The sequence below is a fragment of the Pseudomonas urethralis genome, from assembly GCF_021602465.1.
Taxonomy (GTDB): Bacteria; Pseudomonadota; Gammaproteobacteria; order Pseudomonadales; family Pseudomonadaceae; genus Aquipseudomonas; species Aquipseudomonas vlassakiae.
In genome coordinates this window covers 1-16,810 of sequence record NZ_BQIJ01000009.1, presented here as the reverse complement: position 1 = coordinate 16,810, position 16,810 = coordinate 1, and the positions used below count along the sequence as shown (strand labels likewise).

The following is a 16,810-nucleotide window of genomic DNA, read 5'->3' as shown; positions in this document are numbered from 1 at the left end:
AACGGTCTTCAGGTTAGCCCGGGACGCGGGTCTTCGACCCCTGCCCGACCTTACTCTTATCGACTCAAAAAAATGGATGTCTGCAAACGGCCGATTACTTCGGACGCTTGGTACCGTATTTCGAACGACCCTGGTTACGGCCTTTAACGCCCGAAGTATCCAGAGAGCCGCGAACGGTGTGGTAACGAACACCTGGCAAGTCTTTTACACGGCCGCCACGGATCAGGACGACGCTGTGCTCTTGCAGGTTGTGGCCTTCACCACCGATGTACGAGGAAACCTCGAAACCGTTGGTCAGACGCACACGGCATACTTTACGCAGTGCCGAGTTAGGTTTTTTCGGCGTGGTGGTGTACACGCGGGTGCACACGCCACGACGCTGCGGGCAGTTCTGCAGCGCAGGAACGTCGGACTTCTCGACCGAACGCTTACGCGGCTGACGTACCAGCTGGTTGATAGTTGCCATCTACTAGCTCCACTGATTGTCTTGCGACTCTATTGTCTTGCAAGAAAGCCAAAAATTGGCGAGACGGAGCCTCACCAAATTTAAGGGTACAAAAGTCTACGGAGGATCTTGCACCCAGTCAAGACGAGGCCCCGGCCCTCCTCGCCCGATCATCGGCAACATTTCATGTCAGCGACGGTCGTTCGAGGTTTGCCGGGGCCCTGCCCTGTACTTAGTTGCCGCTGGAGTTCAGCGCTTCGGTCAGTGCGGCTTCCACCTCACTGGCGCTCACACGCAGCGGTTTGTCGGCATCACGGCGACGCTTGCGCTCGCTGTGGTAGGCCAGACCAGTACCAGCCGGGATCAGACGACCCACGACCACGTTCTCTTTCAGGCCGCGCAGGTAGTCGCGCTTGCCGGTTACAGCCGCTTCGGTCAGTACGCGGGTGGTTTCCTGGAAGGAAGCCGCGGAGATGAACGATTCGGTCGACAGCGAGGCCTTGGTGATACCCAGCAGCACGCGGGTGTACTTGGAGACGAACTTGTCTTCCGCTGCCAGGCGCTCGTTTTCCATCAGCACCTGGGTCAGTTCCATCTGGTCGCCCTTGATGAAGCTGGAGTCACCCGACTCGGCGATCTCGACCTTGCGCAGCATCTGACGCAGGATGGTCTCGATGTGCTTGTCGTTGATCTTAACGCCTTGCAGACGGTAAACGTCCTGGATCTCGTTGACGATGTATTTCGCCAGCGCGCTCACACCCAGCAGACGCAGGATGTCGTGCGGATCGCTCGGGCCGTCGGAGATAACTTCGCCGCGGTTTACCTGTTCGCCTTCGAAGACGTTCAGGTGGCGCCACTTCGGAATCAGCTCTTCGTACGGCTCGCTGCCGTCGGTCGGAGTGATGACCAGACGACGCTTGCCCTTGGTCTCCTTACCGAACGCGATGGTGCCGCTGACTTCAGCCAGAATCGAGGCTTCCTTCGGACGGCGCGCTTCGAACAGGTCGGCAACGCGTGGCAGACCACCGGTGATGTCGCGAGTCTTCGACGTTTCCTGCGGAATACGCGCGATAACGTCACCAACACCGATCTGAGCACCGTCAGCCACACCCACGAGGGCGTTGGCCGGCAGGAAGTACTGGGCAGGTACGTCGGTACCTGGCAGGTACAGGTCCTTGCCAGCGGCGTCGACCATCTTGATTGCCGGACGGATTTCCTTGCCTGCGGCAGGGCGATCCTTGACGTCCATTACTTCAATGTTGGTCAAGCCGGTCAGCTCATCCGTCTGACGCTTGATGGTGATGTTCTCTTCCATGCCCACGAAGGTCACGGTACCTTTCAGCTCGGTAACGATCGGGTGGGTGTGCGGGTCCCACTTGGCGACGATGGCGCCAGCTTCGACCTTGTCACCTTCCTTGACCGAGATCACCGCACCGTAAGGCAGCTTGTAGCGCTCACGCTCACGACCGAATTCGTCGGCAATGGCCAGCTCGCCGGAACGCGATACGGCAACCAGGTTACCGTCGGCACGCTCAACCTGTTTCAGGTTGTGCAGGCGCACCATACCGCCGTTCTTCACCTGGACGCTGTCGGCAGCCGAGGTACGGCTTGCAGCACCACCGATGTGGAACGTACGCATGGTCAGCTGGGTACCCGGCTCACCGATCGACTGTGCAGCGATAACGCCGACAGCTTCACCGATGTTCACCTGATGACCACGAGCCAGGTCGCGACCGTAGCACTTGGCGCAGATACCGAAGCGGGTTTCGCAGTTGATCGGCGAACGCACGATCACTTCGTCGATGCTGTTCAGCTCGATGAACTCGACCCACTGCTCGTCGACCAGGGTACCGGCCGGAACGATGACGTCCTCGGTGCCTGGCTTGAACACGTCACGGGCAATGACACGGCCCAGTACACGCTCACCCAGCGGCTCGACCACGTCGCCGCCTTCGATGTGCGGGGTCATCAGCAGGCCCTGGTCGGTGCCGCAGTCGATCTCGGTCACGACCAAGTCTTGCGCAACGTCTACCAGACGACGAGTCAGGTAACCGGAGTTCGCAGTCTTCAGTGCGGTATCCGCCAGACCCTTACGAGCACCGTGGGTCGAGATGAAGTACTGGAGTACGCTCAGACCTTCACGGAAGTTGGCGGTGATCGGCGTCTCGATGATCGAGCCGTCCGGCTTGGCCATCAGGCCACGCATACCAGCCAGCTGACGGATCTGGGCTGCGGAACCCCGCGCACCCGAGTCAGCCATCATGTACATCGAGTTGAAGGACTCTTGGTCGACTTCGTTGCCATCGCGGTCGATGACCTTCTCTTTCGAGAGGTTGGCCATCATCGCCTTGGACACTTCGTCGTTCGCCTTCGACCACAAGTCGATGACCTTGTTGTACTTCTCGCCCTGGGTGACCAGGCCGGAAGCGTACTGGCTCTCGATTTCCTTCACTTCGTCGGTAGCGTTACCGATGATGCGGGCTTTCTCGTCCGGGATAACGAAGTCGTTAACACCGATGGAAACGCCGGAAATGGTCGAGTAGGCGAAACCGGTGTACATCAGCTGGTCAGCGAAGATAACGGTCTCTTTCAGACCAACCACGCGGTAGCACTGGTTGATCAGCTTGGAGATCGCCTTTTTCTTCATCGGCTGGTTGACCACGTCGTACGGCAGGCCTGCCGGTACAACCTGGAACAGCAGCGCACGGCCGACGGTGGTGTCGACGATGCGGGTATTCTTGACCACCGAACCGTCACGCTCTTTCACGGTTTCGTTGATACGAACCTTGATCTTCGCGTGCAGGGCAGCTTCGCCGGCGCGGAATACGCGGTCGACTTCCTGCAGGTCGGCAAATACGCGACCTTCACCCTTGGCATTGATGGCTTCACGGGTCATGTAGTACAGACCCAGTACAACGTCCTGCGACGGAACGATGATTGGCTCACCGTTGGCTGGCGACAGGATGTTGTTGGTCGACATCATCAGCGCACGTGCTTCGAGCTGGGCTTCCAGCGTCAGCGGCACGTGGACGGCCATCTGGTCACCGTCGAAGTCGGCGTTGTACGCGGCGCAGACCAGCGGGTGCAGCTGAATGGCCTTACCTTCGATCAGTACCGGTTCGAATGCCTGGATACCCAGACGGTGCAGGGTCGGTGCACGGTTGAGCAGCACGGGGTGTTCGCGAATCACTTCGGCGAGAACGTCCCATACCTCTGGCAGCTCGCGCTCGACCATCTTCTTGGCAGCCTTGATGGTGGTCGCCAGACCACGCATTTCCAGCTTGCCGAAAATGAACGGCTTGAACAGCTCGAGGGCCATCTTCTTCGGCAGACCGCACTGGTGCAGACGCAGGGTCGGGCCTACGGTAATTACCGAACGGCCGGAGTAGTCCACACGCTTACCGAGCAAGTTCTGACGGAAGCGACCTTGCTTACCTTTGATCATGTCGGCCAGGGACTTCAGCGGACGCTTGTTCGAGCCAGTGATGGCGCGACCGCGACGGCCGTTGTCCAGCAGGGCGTCGACCGCTTCCTGCAGCATGCGCTTTTCGTTGCGCACGATGATGTCCGGCGCCGACAGATCGAGCAGGCGCTTCAGACGGTTGTTACGGTTGATCACCCGACGATACAGGTCGTTCAGGTCGGAGGTCGCGAAGCGGCCGCCATCCAGCGGTACCAGCGGACGCAGGTCCGGCGGCAGTACTGGCAGGACGGTCAGGACCATCCACTCAGGCAGGTTACCCGAGCCCTGGAACGCTTCCATCAGCTTCAGGCGCTTGGACAGCTTCTTGATCTTGGTTTCCGAGTTGGTCTGCGGAATCTCTTCACGCAGGCGGCCGATCTCGTGCTCCAGGTCGATGGCGTGCAGCAGCTCGCGGACAGCCTCGGCACCCATGCGGGCGTCGAAGTCGTCACCGAACTCTTCCAGCGCTTCGAAGTACTGCTCGTCGTTCAGCAGCTGGCCCTTCTCGAGGGTGGTCATGCCTGGGTCGATCACGACGTAGCTCTCGAAGTAGAGCACGCGCTCGATGTCACGCAGGGTCATGTCCATCAGCAGGCCGATACGGGACGGCAGCGACTTCAGGAACCAGATGTGGGCAACCGGCGAGGCCAGCTCGATGTGCGCCATGCGCTCACGACGAACCTTGGCCAGGGCAACTTCAACGCCGCACTTCTCGCAGATCACGCCACGGTGCTTGAGGCGCTTGTACTTGCCGCACAGGCACTCGTAGTCCTTGACTGGGCCAAAGATCTTGGCGCAGAACAGGCCGTCACGCTCAGGCTTGAACGTACGGTAGTTGATGGTTTCCGGCTTCTTAACTTCACCGAACGACCACGAACGGATCATTTCAGGCGACGCCAGACCGATGCGGATGGCGTCGAACTCTTCGACTTGACCCTGGTTTTTCAGCAAATTCAGTAGGTCTTTCAAGGCCTTTCCTCCTGGCGGAGCAGGGAGCGGGCATTACCTGCCCCACTCCCCTTCGCGTCACGTGTTATTCGGTTTCCAGATCGATATCGATACCGAGCGAACGGATCTCTTTGATCAACACGTTGAAGGACTCGGGCATGCCCGGCTCCATACGGTGATCGCCATCCACGATGTTCTTGTACATCTTGGTACGGCCGTTCACGTCGTCCGACTTCACTGTGAGCATTTCTTGCAGGGTGTATGCCGCGCCGTATGCTTCCAGCGCCCACACTTCCATCTCCCCGAAACGCTGACCACCGAACTGCGCCTTACCACCCAGCGGCTGCTGGGTAACCAGGCTATAGGAACCAGTGGAACGCGCGTGCATCTTGTCGTCCACCAAGTGGTTCAGCTTGAGCATGTACATGTAACCAACGGTCACAGGACGCTCGAACTTGTTGCCGGTACGGCCGTCGAACAGCACCATCTGGCCGCTTTCTGGCAGGTCTGCCAGTTTCAGCATGGCCTTGATCTCACGCTCCTTGGCACCGTCGAAGACTGGAGTAGCCATTGGCACGCCTTTCTTCAGGTTGTTCGCCAGGGCGATGATCTCTTCGTCGGTGAACTCGTCCAGGTTCTCCTGACGACCACCGATCTCGTTGTAGATCTCGGTGAGGAAGGTGCGCAGTTCAGCGGCTTTACGCTGCTCTTCGATCATGCGGTCGATCTTCTCGCCCAGGCCTTTGGCCGCGAGGCCCAGGTGGGTTTCAAGGATCTGACCGACGTTCATACGCGAAGGTACACCCAGCGGGTTCAGTACCACGTCAACCGGAGTACCGTTGGCGTCGTGCGGCATGTCTTCTACCGGCATGATCACCGAGACGACACCCTTGTTACCGTGACGACCGGCCATCTTGTCACCCGGCTGGATGCGACGGCGGATTGCCAGGTAGACCTTGACGATCTTCAGTACGCCTGGAGCCAGGTCATCGCCCTGCTGCAGCTTGCGCTTCTTGTCTTCGAACTTGTCGTCCAGCAGACGGCGGCGGTCGACGATGTACTGCTGAGCCTTTTCCAGCTGCTCGTTCAGTGCATCTTCGGCCATGCGCAGTTTGAACCACTGGCCGTGCTCCAGACCGTCCAGGACTTCGTCGGTGATCACGGTGCCTTTCTTCAGGCCCGCGCCACCGTCGACCACTTGGCCGTTCAGGGCAGCACGCAGACGCTCGAAGGTTGCACCTTCGACGATGCGGAACTCTTCGTTGAGGTCCTTGCGGATCTCGTCCAGCTGCATCTTCTCGATGGACAGGGCGCGGCTGTCACGCTCCACGCCATCACGGGTGAAGACCTGCACGTCGATGACGGTACCCTTGGTGCCGGTCGGCACACGCAGGGAGGTGTCCTTAACGTCGCTGGCCTTTTCACCGAAGATGGCGCGCAGCAGTTTTTCTTCCGGCGTCAGCTGGGTTTCGCCCTTAGGCGTGACCTTGCCAACCAGGATGTCGCCAGCGCCAACTTCGGCACCCACGTAGACGATACCGGCTTCGTCCAGCTTGTTCAGAGCGGCTTCACCCACGTTCGGGATGTCCGCAGTGATTTCCTCTGGGCCAAGCTTGGTGTCACGCGCCACACAGGTCAGTTCCTGGATGTGGATGGTGGTGAAGCGGTCTTCCTGAACCACACGCTCGGACAGGCAGATGGAGTCTTCGAAGTTGAAGCCGTTCCACGCCATGAACGCGATGCGCATGTTCTGGCCCAGCGCCAGTTCACCCATGTCGGTGGACGGGCCGTCAGCCATGATGTCGCCACGCTGGACCTTGTCACCTTTGCTCACCAGCGGACGCTGGTTGATGCAGGTGTTCTGGTTCGAACGGGTGTACTTGGTCAGGTTGTAGATATCCACACCTGCTTCGCCGGTCTCGACTTCGTCGTCAGCAACACGAACGACGATACGGCTGGCGTCGACCGAGTCGATCACACCACCGCGGCGAGCAACCACGCAGACACCGGAGTCACGGGCAACGTTGCGCTCCATGCCGGTACCTACCAGCGGCTTGTCAGCACGCAGGGTGGGTACAGCCTGACGCTGCATGTTCGAACCCATCAACGCACGGTTGGCGTCGTCGTGCTCGAGGAACGGAATCAGCGACGCGGCAACGGAAACTACCTGCTTCGGCGAAACATCCATCAGGGTGACGTCTTCCGGCGCCTTGACGGTGAATTCGTTCAGGTGACGAACCGCTACCAGCTCATCGATCAGCTGCTTCTTCTCGTTCATCGCAGCCGAAGCCTGAGCGATCACGTGATCCGCTTCTTCGATGGCCGACAGGAACACGATGTCATCGCTGACCACGCCTTCCTTCACCACACGGTACGGGCTTTCCAGGAAGCCATACTGGTTGGTGCGGGCATAGGCGGCCAGGGAGTTGATCAGACCGATGTTCGGACCTTCAGGGGTCTCGATCGGGCACACGCGGCCGTAGTGGGTCGGGTGTACGTCACGGACTTCGAAGCCGGCGCGCTCACGGGTCAGACCACCAGGGCCGAGTGCAGAGACACGACGCTTGTGGGTGATCTCGGAGAGCGGGTTGTTCTGGTCCATGAACTGCGAGAGCTGGCTGGAACCGAAGAACTCCTTCACCGCCGCCGCTACCGGCTTGGCGTTGATCAGGTCCTGCGGCATCAGGCCTTCGCTTTCGGCCATCGACAGACGTTCCTTGACCGCACGCTCAACACGCACCAGGCCAACGCGGAACTGGTTCTCGGCCATCTCGCCAACGCAACGAACGCGGCGGTTACCCAGGTGGTCGATGTCGTCGACGATGCCTTTGCCGTTACGGATATCGACCAGGGTCTTCAGAACCTCGACGATATCTTCTTTGCTCAGCACGCCCGAACCTTCGATCTCGGTACGACCGATGCGACGGTTGAACTTCATGCGGCCGACGGCAGACAGGTCGTAACGCTCGGCGCTGAAGAACAGGTTGTTGAACAGGGTCTCGGCAGCATCCTTGGTCGGCGGCTCGCCTGGACGCATCATGCGGTAGATCTCGACCAAAGCTTCCAGCTGGTTGCTGGTGGTGTCGATCTTCAGGGTATCCGAGATGAACGGACCGCAATCGATGTCGTTGGTGTACAGGGTCTCGATGCGGACAACCTGAGCCTTGGCGATCTTGATCAGCAGCTCGGTGGTCAGCTCGGTGTTGCACTCGGCCAGGATCTCGCCGGTAGCCGGATGAACGATGGCTTTGGCAGTGGTGCGACCGAGGACGTATTCCATCGGCACGTCCAGCTGGTTGACGCCAGCCTTCTCGAGCTGATTGACGTGACGCGCAGTGATGCGACGACCCTGCTCGACAATGACCTTGCCAGCGCCGTCATGGATGTCCATGACCGCGACTTCACCACGCAGACGCTGAGGTACCAGTTCCAGGCTCAGCTTCTCGCCCGAAATGTGGAACACGTTGGTGGTGTAGAAGGTGTTGAGAACTTCTTCCGTGCTGTAGCCCAGCGCGCGCAGCAGCACCGAGGCCGGCAGTTTGCGGCGACGGTCGATACGCACGAACACGCAGTCTTTCGGGTCGAACTCGAAGTCCAGCCACGAACCGCGGTAAGGGATGATGCGAGCGGAGTACAGCAGCTTGCCGGAGCTGTGCGTCTTGCCACGGTCGTGGTCGAAGAACACACCAGGCGAACGGTGCAGCTGGGAAACGATTACTCGTTCGGTACCGTTGATAACGAAGGTACCGTTCTCAGTCATCAGGGGGATTTCACCCATGTAGACTTCTTGCTCTTTGATGTCCTTGATCGCTTTGTTCGACGATTCCTTGTCGAAGATGATCAGGCGCACCTTGACCCGCAGTGGGACCGCGAAGGTCACGCCACGCAGGACACATTCCTTCACATCGAAGGCGGGATCGCCCAGGCGGTAGCCTACGTACTCCAGGGCAGCATTGCCGGAGTAGCTGATGATCGGGAATACCGACTTGAAGGCCGCGTGCAGGCCGACGTCACGGAACTGATCCTTGGATGCTCCCGCTTGCAGGAATTCGCGATACGAATCCAGCTGGATGGCCAGAAGATATGGCACATCCATGACGTCCGGCAACTTGCTAAAGTCCTTGCGGATACGTTTTTTCTCAGTGTATGAGTAAGCCATCAGCGTTCCCCAGCTTGGTCACCTGCTTGTTTGGCTTCTCCCGGCGGGAGCAGCCAGAAAATCGTGCAAACCCCTTGGTTTGCGCACCCACATGGGTGTCTTGCAGCGTGTTATCGGGGCCGGCTTGACCAGCCACCAATAACGGAAAAAGGCCGGTGGCATAAGCCACCAGCCATCAGCCTTTCGCTCAACGCTCAGGCTGGCATCGCAAAGTCGAAATTACTTCAGCTCGACTTTAGCGCCTGCTTCTTCCAGCTTCTTCTTAGCGTCTTCAGCGGCTTCTTTCGAAACGCCTTCAGCTACAACCTGAGGAGCGCCGTCGACTTTCTCTTTGGCTTCTTTCAGGCCCAGACCGGTCAGTTCGCGAACGGCTTTGATCACGTTCACTTTCTTGTCGCCGGCTTCAACCAGAACAACGTTGAACTCGGTCTGCTCTTCAACAGCGGCAGCGGCGGTAGCTGGGCCAGCGGCAACAGCGGCAGCAGCGGTAACGCCGAAGGTTTCTTCCATCGCTTTGATCAGTTCAACAATTTCCAGAACGGTTTTCTGGCCGATCGCTTCGATGATTTGCTCGTTAGTCAGAGACATGACTTAAATCCTGTATTGGGGTGACAGCCTACGCAGCCATCAAATTAAACGTATGATTTTGAAAGAGTTGCGCGTGCCTTAGGCAGCAGCAGCTTCTTTCTGGTCGCGCAGAGCTGCCAGGGTACGAGCCAGCTTGCTGGTTGCACCTTGGATTACGCTCATCAGCTGTGCGATAGCCTCGTCGCGAGTTGGCAGGGTTGCCAGCACGTCGATCTGGTTAGCGGCAAGGAACTTGCCGTCAAACGCAGCTGCCTTGATCTCGAACTTGTCCTGACCCTTGGCGAACTCTTTGAACAGACGAGCGGCAGCGCCCGGGTGTTCGTTGGAGAAAGCAATCAGGGTCGGGCCTTTGAACGCGTCGTTGAGGATCGAGAATTCGGTGCCTTCAACAGCGCGCTTGAGCAGCGTGTTACGTACGACACGTACGTATACGCCAGCTTCGCGGGCCTCTTTACGGAGTCCGGTCATTGCGCCTACAGTCACACCACGGGCATCGGCCACGACAGCGGACAGAGCGACTTTGGCAGCCTCGTTGACTTCAGCGACGATGGCCTTCTTGTCTTCGAGTTTAATTGCCACGGGTTTACTCCTGGTTTTTACCGTTTCATCTGGCCGAAGCCGGATGTCGTTTTGGTGTCTGATTCGGTAAACGAATCGGGAGCACCATCTGCGTGGGCTGGGGTTTTAAGGCTCGCGCCGCCTACGGTCTTGGATAGCCCCCGCCAGGCAGGGACCCCAATTTTTGCTGGTGGCGCGACAGGTCGCGCCACCATGTTCTTACACGTTCAGCGAGCTCTGATCGATGATCAGACCTGGGCCCATGGTGGTGCTCAGGGTAACGCGCTTGACGTAGATACCTTTCGAAGAGGCCGGCTTGATACGCTTCAGATCAGCGATCAGGGCTTCAACGTTTTCCTTCAGCTTGTCAGCTTCGAAGCCGATCTTGCCAACGGAGGTGTGGATGATACCGTTTTTGTCGGTACGGTAGCGAACCTGACCAGCCTTGGCGTTTTTGACAGCGCCGGCTACGTCTGGGGTCACGGTACCCACTTTCGGGTTAGGCATCAGGCCGCGAGGACCCAGAACCTGACCCAGCTGACCTACAACGCGCATGGCATCAGGCGATGCGATGACGACGTCATAGTTCAGGTCGCCGCCTTTCATTTCGGCAGCCAGATCGTCCATACCTACGCGGTCAGCGCCGGCAGCCAGAGCGGCTTCAGCAGCTGGACCCTGGGTGAAGACAGCAACACGTACGGTCTTGCCAGTGCCGTGTGGCAGCACGGTAGCGCTACGAACGACCTGGTCGGATTTACGCGGGTCAACACCGAGGTTAACGGCGATGTCGTAGGATTCTACGAACTTGGCAGCCGGCAGCGAAGCGAGCAGAGTTGCGGCTTCTTCGAAGTTGTAGGCCTTGCCTGCTTCGATTTTCTCGGCGATTGCCTTTTGGCGCTTGGTCAGCTTAGCCATTACACACCCTCCACGTTCAGGCCCATGCTGCGGGCAGAGCCAGCGATGGTGCGTACAGCTGCGTCCAGGTCAGCGGCGGTCAGATCAGCCTGTTTAGCCTTGGCGATATCTTCCAGCTGAGCACGGGTAACGGTACCGACTTTAACGGTGTTCGGGCGAGCCGAACCACTGGTCAGGCCAGCAGCTTTCTTCAGCAGAACCGAGGCAGGGGTGCTCTTGGTCTCGAAGGTGAAGCTACGGTCGCTGTAGACAGTGATGATCACTGGAGTCGGCAGGCCGGCTTCCTGACCCTGAGTACGGGCGTTGAAGGCCTTGCAGAACTCCATGATGTTCACACCGTGTTGGCCCAGAGCTGGACCGACGGGTGGGCTTGGGTTGGCCTGGCCGGCCTTAACTTGCAGCTTGATGTAAGCCTGAATCTTCTTAGCCATGAGCTACTCCAAAATCGGGTACGAACGCCTGATGGCTCCCCGGATGACTTGCGTTTTATCCCAGTGACGACAAAACCCCGCAGCACACAGGGCTGCGGGGTATGGGATGCTTCGTCCGCCTAGACCTTTTCGACCTGGCTGAACTCGAGCTCCACCGGAGTAGAGCGACCGAAAATGAGCACCGCGACCTGCAGGCGACTCTTTTCGTAGTTAACCTCTTCGACACTACCATTGAAGTCAGCGAACGGACCGTCAATGACTCGAACCACTTCACCCGGCTCGAACAGCGTCTTCGGCTTCGGCTTGTCACTACCGTCGGCAACGCGACGCAGGATAGCTTCAGCTTCTTTATCGGTAATCGGTGCAGGCTTGTCTGCAGTACCACCGATAAAGCCCATCACACGAGGGGTATCCTTGACCAAGTGCCAGGTCCCTTCGTTCATCTCCATCTGGACCAATACATAGCCAGGGAAGAATTTGCGCTCACTTTTGCGCTTCTGGCCATTGCGCATTTCAACGACTTCTTCGGTCGGGACCAGGATCTCGCCGAAACCGTCTTCCATGCCTGCCAGCTTCACGCGCTCGATCAGAGAGCGCATTACATGCTTCTCGTAACCCGAGTAAGCATGCACAACATACCAACGCTTAGCCACGGGACACCTTTAGCCAACGATCAGGGAGACCGCCCAGCCGAGCAGGGAATCAAGACCCCACAGCAGCAGTGCCATAACCAGCACGACAGCCACAACAATCAGCGTGGTCTGGGTGGTTTCCTGGCGGGTCGGCCACACGACTTTACGGATCTCGGTACGAGCTTCCTTCGCCAGCACAAAGAACGACTTACCCTTCGCAGTCTGCAGAGCTACAAAGCCTGCGACAGCAGCCAGGGCGAGAAGTGCAAGGACGCGATACAGGATTGGAGCGGCGGAGTAATACTGATTACCCACGACACCAACAACCACCAAAGCCACTACAGCCAGCCACTTGAACAGATCAAAACGCGATTCTTGGGCTTCAGTTTTGGGGGTCATCGAGGAGGATCCTGTAAGAAGAAAGCCATCACACCGAGGTGAAATGGCAGGTCAGGAGGGAATCGAACCCCCAACCTACGGTTTTGGAGACCGTCGCTCTGCCAATTGAGCTACTGACCTGTAACGCTGTATCAGGCCGGCCATTATACCGGCCTGATCAAGTAAATCAACTACTTATTCAATAATTTTTGCTACGACGCCGGCACCGACGGTACGACCGCCCTCACGGATAGCGAAGCGCAGACCGTCTTCCATTGCGATGGTCTTGATCAGGGTGACAGTCATCTGAATGTTGTCACCTGGCATTACCATTTCAACGCCTTCCGGCAGTTCGCAGTTACCGGTCACGTCAGTGGTACGGAAGTAGAACTGAGGACGGTAGCCTTTGAAGAACGGAGTGTGACGACCGCCTTCTTCCTTCGACAGGACGTAGACTTCTGCGGTGAACTTGGTGTGCGGCTTGACCGAACCTGGCTTGACCAGAACCTGGCCACGCTCAACGTCGTCACGCTTGGTACCACGCAGCAGAACGCCGCAGTTCTCGCCAGCACGACCTTCGTCCAGCAGCTTGCGGAACATCTCGACACCGGTGCAGGTGGTGGTGGAGGTGTCACGCAGACCAACGATTTCCAGCGGATCCTGAACGCGGACGATACCACGCTCGATACGGCCGGTAACAACGGTACCACGACCCGAGATCGAGAATACGTCTTCGATTGGCATCAGGAATGGCTGGTCGATGGCACGAACTGGCTCAGGGATGTAGGCATCCAGAGTTTCTACCAGCTTCTTGACAGCGGTAGTGCCCATTTCGTTGTCGTCTTTGCCTTCCAGAGCCATACGAGCCGAACCGATGATGATCGGAGTGTCGTCGCCTGGGAAGTCGTAGGTGGACAGCAGGTCGCGAACTTCCATCTCGACCAGTTCCAGCAGCTCAGCGTCGTCTACCAGGTCAGCCTTGTTCAGGAAAACCACGATATACGGAACGCCAACCTGACGGGACAGCAGGATGTGCTCACGGGTTTGTGGCATCGGACCATCGGCGGCCGAGCAAACCAGGATCGCGCCGTCCATCTGGGCAGCACCGGTGATCATGTTCTTCACGTAGTCAGCGTGACCTGGGCAGTCAACGTGAGCGTAGTGACGAATGTTCGAGTTGTACTCGACGTGAGCGGTGTTGATGGTGATACCGCGTGCTTTTTCTTCTGGAGCCGAGTCGATCTTGTCGAACTCAACGACGGCCGAACCGAAAACTTCGGAGCAGACGCGAGTCAGAGCTGCGGTCAGAGTGGTCTTACCGTGGTCAACGTGGCCGATAGTGCCGACGTTAACGTGGGGAAGGGAACGATCAAACTTTTCCTTAGCCATCGATACAATCCTCCGCAGAAGAAAATAGTCTTACGCTGATAAAACAAAGGCAGATATTTTCATATCTGCCTTGTTTATATGGAGCTCTTGAGCGGACTTGAACCGCTGACCTCACCCTTACCAAGGGTGTGCTCTACCAACTGAGCTACAAGAGCGAAACACTTTGCGCAAAATCCAGCAAACTTGGAGCGGGTAGCGGGAATCGAACCCGCATCATCAGCTTGGAAGGCTGAGGTTCTACCACTAAACTATACCCGCGGAGCTTGCGGCTCTCGCTAAAACTGGTGGAGGGAGAAGGATTCGAACCTTCGAAGCTCTCGCAACGGATTTACAGTCCGTCCCCTTTGACCGCTCGGGAATCCCTCCAGATGTGGCCGGCATTCTATTTGTCTGCCGTCCCAGTGTCAAGCTTTTTTTCAAATTTTTTCAATCAAATCTGAAACTTAGCTGCTTTGACACTCACTTCCAGTTCTGCCACCTGAGTGGTGTTCCCTGTGAAGCGGGCGCCATTCTATCAAGCTATTCACCAGTTGCAATACCCTGGCAGAAAATAATTTTATGTTTTAAGTCTTTGAAATCGTTGGAAAGAGTCTCGAGAACGGTTTGATCCAGCAAACGCTCGCTTTCCGGGGAAATCTTGAGCCAGGAACCTTCAGCGCCAGGCAGCTGGCCAGACACCGGCACAGCATTGATATCCAGGCTCAGCAGGCGCTGTCGCAGCGCATCGAGTTGATCGCGAGCCGTCAGTCCACCGACCACCAGACATTCATCGCGACGCCGGGCCGGTGCAGATGCGCCAGTCTCCTTGAGCAGACGGATCTCTTGCTGATTTCCTTTGTACAACGACAACGGCGCGACGTCCTTCGCCTTCAGCGGGGCCTCCTGTTGGTGCCAGACGTAATAGAAGACGTTAAGCACCAGCAACAGCAGAAACAACCAACGCATAAGCACCTCAGTCCAGTGGACAGGCCATGGCCAGACCGACAAATACCAGGTCAGGGACTACCCTGCCCTGCGGCGCCGCCTCTCGTACCAGCGGCGCATCCCCTCCCGTCAGGAACACCGTGAAGTCTTCACCCCACAAAGCCCGCGCCTGCTCGAGCTGCGTGCGGGCAAAACCCTGCAGCATCAATACACAACCGCGCTCTACCGCTTCGACTGTGGAGCGCCCTGGCGCAAGGCTGCTCAATGCCCGCTCAGCCGAAGCGTCGTCGTAGCGAATACGGCGGGTATGCGTACGCAGTTGGCTGCGCATGAGTGGCATACCTGGGCAGATGTAGCCACCCAGGTGTTCGCCATCGGCCGATACAAAGTCGGCCTTCGCCGCTGTGCCCAGATCAATGACCAGGCAGGCGCCCTTGGCGAGATGGAACGCACCCAATGCCGCGAGCCAGCGATCCATGCCGAGGCGCTGGTAATCGTCATAGCCATTGCGCACACCTGCCATTTCTTGTGCAGGTTCTGCAACTCGAGCCACCACTGCAAAAGCCTTGGCGATCCGTGCGCAGAGGGCAGCGGTTTCATCCTCGCTACGCACACTGACGATTCGACAACCGGTAAGACGCAATGATTGCAGGGCCGCAACCTCGTCTACCAGCGCCTGGTCCGAATCGACAATGCCACCACCGACAATGGTGGCGTCGGCAGCATGAATGACACGCCACTTGATGAAGCTGTTACCGCAATCGAGCTCAAGAATCATCACGCAACCTCAAACTGAGCTCACCACCACTGAAGCTCTTTTCCACACCGTCGACTTCAAGGCGCAATCCGCCCTGCCCGTCCACCCCCAACACGACACCATCGATACGGGTGGCACCGGCGATCAGCGATACATTACGCCCCTGCCACAGGTGCGACTGCTCCCACTCTTCCTGGAATGCCGCAAAACCGTAGCGCCGATGACGGGCCAATTCATGTTGCAGTTGTCGGCTGAGCACGGCCACCAGGCGATTGCGATCAATTGTCACTCCAACCTCACGTCGCATCGAGGTCCACTGCTGATCGACCTGCTCATTGACCTGCATGTTCACGTTGACGCCGATGCCAAGCACCACATGGCAGACGTCTGCTGGATCGCCCACCAGCTCAAGAAGAATACCGGTGATCTTCTGCCCGCGAACCAGGACATCGTTGGGCCACTTCAACCCCACGTCCTTTACACCAAACGCCTGCAGCGTGCGCATCACAGCCAATCCGACCACCAGACTGAGCCCCTCCAACTGACGCATGCCACCATCTACGCGCAAAACCAGGCTGTAATAGAGGTTTTCTGCGAATGGACTTATCCACATGCGCCCTCGCCGGCCACGCCCAGCGCTTTGACGCTCGGCCAGGACCAGGAATGGCGCTGGCTGTCCTTCACTGGCAAGCCTCAGGCCTTCGGCGTTGGTCGAATCGATTGTTTCGTGGATGAAAACGGGCCAGCGCTCACCCTCGGTAAGCTCAGCGATCGCCTGCGCATCAAGCAAGCTCAACGGCGCAACCAACTGGTAACCACGCCCTCGAACTTTATGAATGGTGAGGTTCAGCTCACTTTCCAGGTGTTGCAGCTGCTTCCAAACGGCGCTGCGACTCACCCCGAGGGCTGCCCCCAAGGCTTCTCCGGAATGGAACCGGCCATCCTTGAGGAGATTCAACAACTTCAGCATGCCAGTCTCGACTTGGAATAAGGCTGGCATGATAGCTAGGGGTCGTTGGCTTGCATAGGAAAAGGGCTGCGCATGGCTGCGACAAAGGCCAGTATTGAGCCCAGAAAGACAAAACCCCTACCTGCGTGCGCAGATAGGGGTTTTGCGAAATGAATCTTGACGATGACCTACTCTCACATGGGGAAACCCCACACTACCATCGGCGATGCATCGTTTCACTACTGAGTTCGGGATGGGATCAGGTGGTTCCAAT

At 58.0% G+C, this 16,810-nt stretch carries 13 protein-coding genes, 4 tRNA genes and 1 rRNA gene; all 18 read right to left on the bottom strand.

The genetic code is table 11. From position 1 onward, the window contains the following. Window positions 1-94 precede the first annotated feature (94 nt). A complete protein-coding gene (gene rpsL, locus L6D64_RS15735) occupies window positions 95-466 on the bottom strand; it encodes a 30S ribosomal protein S12 (RefSeq protein WP_003255492.1) in 372 nt (123 codons plus the stop codon). 211 nt (window positions 467-677) lie between these two features. After that, window positions 678-4,877 carry a DNA-directed RNA polymerase subunit beta' gene (rpoC, locus tag L6D64_RS15730; RefSeq protein WP_176510300.1) on the bottom strand — a complete coding sequence of 1,400 codons (4,200 nt, stop codon included), beginning with the start codon at window positions 4,875-4,877 and terminating at the stop codon, window positions 678-680. Window positions 4,878-4,941: 64 nt separating this feature from the next. Continuing rightward, the gene (gene rpoB / locus L6D64_RS15725; protein WP_054887146.1) at window positions 4,942-9,015 is read right to left on the bottom strand and encodes a DNA-directed RNA polymerase subunit beta; all 4,074 of its coding nucleotides are present in this window, start codon (window positions 9,013-9,015) and stop codon (window positions 4,942-4,944) included. A gap of 219 nt (window positions 9,016-9,234) precedes the next feature. Next, window positions 9,235-9,603 carry a 50S ribosomal protein L7/L12 gene (rplL, locus tag L6D64_RS15720; RefSeq protein WP_054887147.1) on the bottom strand — a complete coding sequence of 123 codons (369 nt, stop codon included), beginning with the start codon at window positions 9,601-9,603 and terminating at the stop codon, window positions 9,235-9,237. A gap of 78 nt (window positions 9,604-9,681) precedes the next feature. Then, window positions 9,682-10,182: a 50S ribosomal protein L10 gene (rplJ, locus tag L6D64_RS15715; protein ID WP_003257082.1), complete on the bottom strand. Its 501-nt coding sequence runs from the start codon at window positions 10,180-10,182 to the stop codon at window positions 9,682-9,684. Between the two features lie 198 nt (window positions 10,183-10,380). Next, a complete protein-coding gene (gene rplA, locus L6D64_RS15710) occupies window positions 10,381-11,076 on the bottom strand; it encodes a 50S ribosomal protein L1 (protein WP_027919361.1) in 696 nt (231 codons plus the stop codon). Further along, the gene (gene rplK, locus L6D64_RS15705) at window positions 11,076-11,507 is read right to left on the bottom strand and encodes a 50S ribosomal protein L11 (protein WP_003255500.1); all 432 of its coding nucleotides are present in this window, start codon (window positions 11,505-11,507) and stop codon (window positions 11,076-11,078) included. The genes rplA and rplK overlap by 1 nt, the downstream gene beginning before the upstream one ends. Window positions 11,508-11,626: 119 nt before the next feature. After that, window positions 11,627-12,160: a transcription termination/antitermination protein NusG gene (gene nusG / locus L6D64_RS15700; protein ID WP_003255501.1), complete on the bottom strand. Its 534-nt coding sequence runs from the start codon at window positions 12,158-12,160 to the stop codon at window positions 11,627-11,629. 9 nt (window positions 12,161-12,169) lie between these two features. Continuing rightward, complete coding sequence (gene secE / locus L6D64_RS15695) at window positions 12,170-12,538, bottom strand: preprotein translocase subunit SecE (protein WP_176510299.1); 369 nt, start codon at window positions 12,536-12,538, stop codon at window positions 12,170-12,172. Window positions 12,539-12,582: 44 nt separating this feature from the next. After that, window positions 12,583-12,658: transfer RNA gene (locus tag L6D64_RS15690), tRNA-Trp, on the bottom strand. 54 nt (window positions 12,659-12,712) lie between these two features. Beyond that, window positions 12,713-13,906 carry an elongation factor Tu gene (tuf, locus tag L6D64_RS15685; RefSeq protein ID WP_054881963.1) on the bottom strand — a complete coding sequence of 398 codons (1,194 nt, stop codon included), beginning with the start codon at window positions 13,904-13,906 and terminating at the stop codon, window positions 12,713-12,715. Window positions 13,907-13,985: 79 nt separating this feature from the next. Beyond that, a tRNA-Thr gene (locus tag L6D64_RS15680) sits at window positions 13,986-14,061 on the bottom strand. 29 nt (window positions 14,062-14,090) lie between these two features. Further along, window positions 14,091-14,164: transfer RNA gene (locus L6D64_RS15675), tRNA-Gly, on the bottom strand. A gap of 24 nt (window positions 14,165-14,188) precedes the next feature. Then, window positions 14,189-14,272 (bottom strand) — tRNA-Tyr (locus L6D64_RS15670). 153 nt (window positions 14,273-14,425) lie between these two features. Continuing rightward, the gene (locus L6D64_RS15665; protein WP_176509688.1) at window positions 14,426-14,851 is read right to left on the bottom strand and encodes a hypothetical protein; all 426 of its coding nucleotides are present in this window, start codon (window positions 14,849-14,851) and stop codon (window positions 14,426-14,428) included. A gap of 7 nt (window positions 14,852-14,858) precedes the next feature. Then, entirely contained in the window at window positions 14,859-15,608 is a 750-nt protein-coding gene (locus tag L6D64_RS15660; protein ID WP_176509687.1) for a pantothenate kinase, read from the bottom strand. Continuing rightward, the gene (gene birA / locus L6D64_RS15655) at window positions 15,598-16,557 is read right to left on the bottom strand and encodes a bifunctional biotin--[acetyl-CoA-carboxylase] ligase/biotin operon repressor BirA (RefSeq protein ID WP_176509686.1); all 960 of its coding nucleotides are present in this window, start codon (window positions 16,555-16,557) and stop codon (window positions 15,598-15,600) included. The genes L6D64_RS15660 and birA overlap by 11 nt, the downstream gene beginning before the upstream one ends. A gap of 154 nt (window positions 16,558-16,711) precedes the next feature. After that, window positions 16,712-16,810, bottom strand: a 5S ribosomal RNA gene (rrf, locus tag L6D64_RS15650); the annotation flags it as partial.

What these genes read in the sequence shown, in the direction of transcription:
- rplA (WP_027919361.1), bottom strand. Translation starts at nt 11,076, where the DNA reads ATGGCTAAGCTGACCAAGCGCCAAAAGGCAATCGCCGAGAAAATCGAA.
- rplL (WP_054887147.1), bottom strand. Translation starts at nt 9,603, where the DNA reads ATGTCTCTGACTAACGAGCAAATCATCGAAGCGATCGGCCAGAAAACC.
- rpoB (WP_054887146.1), bottom strand. Translation starts at nt 9,015, where the DNA reads ATGGCTTACTCATACACTGAGAAAAAACGTATCCGCAAGGACTTTAGC.
- rpsL (WP_003255492.1), bottom strand. Translation starts at nt 466, where the DNA reads ATGGCAACTATCAACCAGCTGGTACGTCAGCCGCGTAAGCGTTCGGTC.
- secE (WP_176510299.1), bottom strand. Translation starts at nt 12,538, where the DNA reads ATGACCCCCAAAACTGAAGCCCAAGAATCGCGTTTTGATCTGTTCAAG.
- tuf (WP_054881963.1), bottom strand. Translation starts at nt 13,906, where the DNA reads ATGGCTAAGGAAAAGTTTGATCGTTCCCTTCCCCACGTTAACGTCGGC.
- L6D64_RS15665 (WP_176509688.1), bottom strand. Translation starts at nt 14,851, where the DNA reads ATGCGTTGGTTGTTTCTGCTGTTGCTGGTGCTTAACGTCTTCTATTAC.
- rplK (WP_003255500.1), bottom strand. Translation starts at nt 11,507, where the DNA reads ATGGCTAAGAAGATTCAGGCTTACATCAAGCTGCAAGTTAAGGCCGGC.
- L6D64_RS15660 (WP_176509687.1), bottom strand. Translation starts at nt 15,608, where the DNA reads ATGATTCTTGAGCTCGATTGCGGTAACAGCTTCATCAAGTGGCGTGTC.
- birA (WP_176509686.1), bottom strand. Translation starts at nt 16,557, where the DNA reads ATGCTGAAGTTGTTGAATCTCCTCAAGGATGGCCGGTTCCATTCCGGA.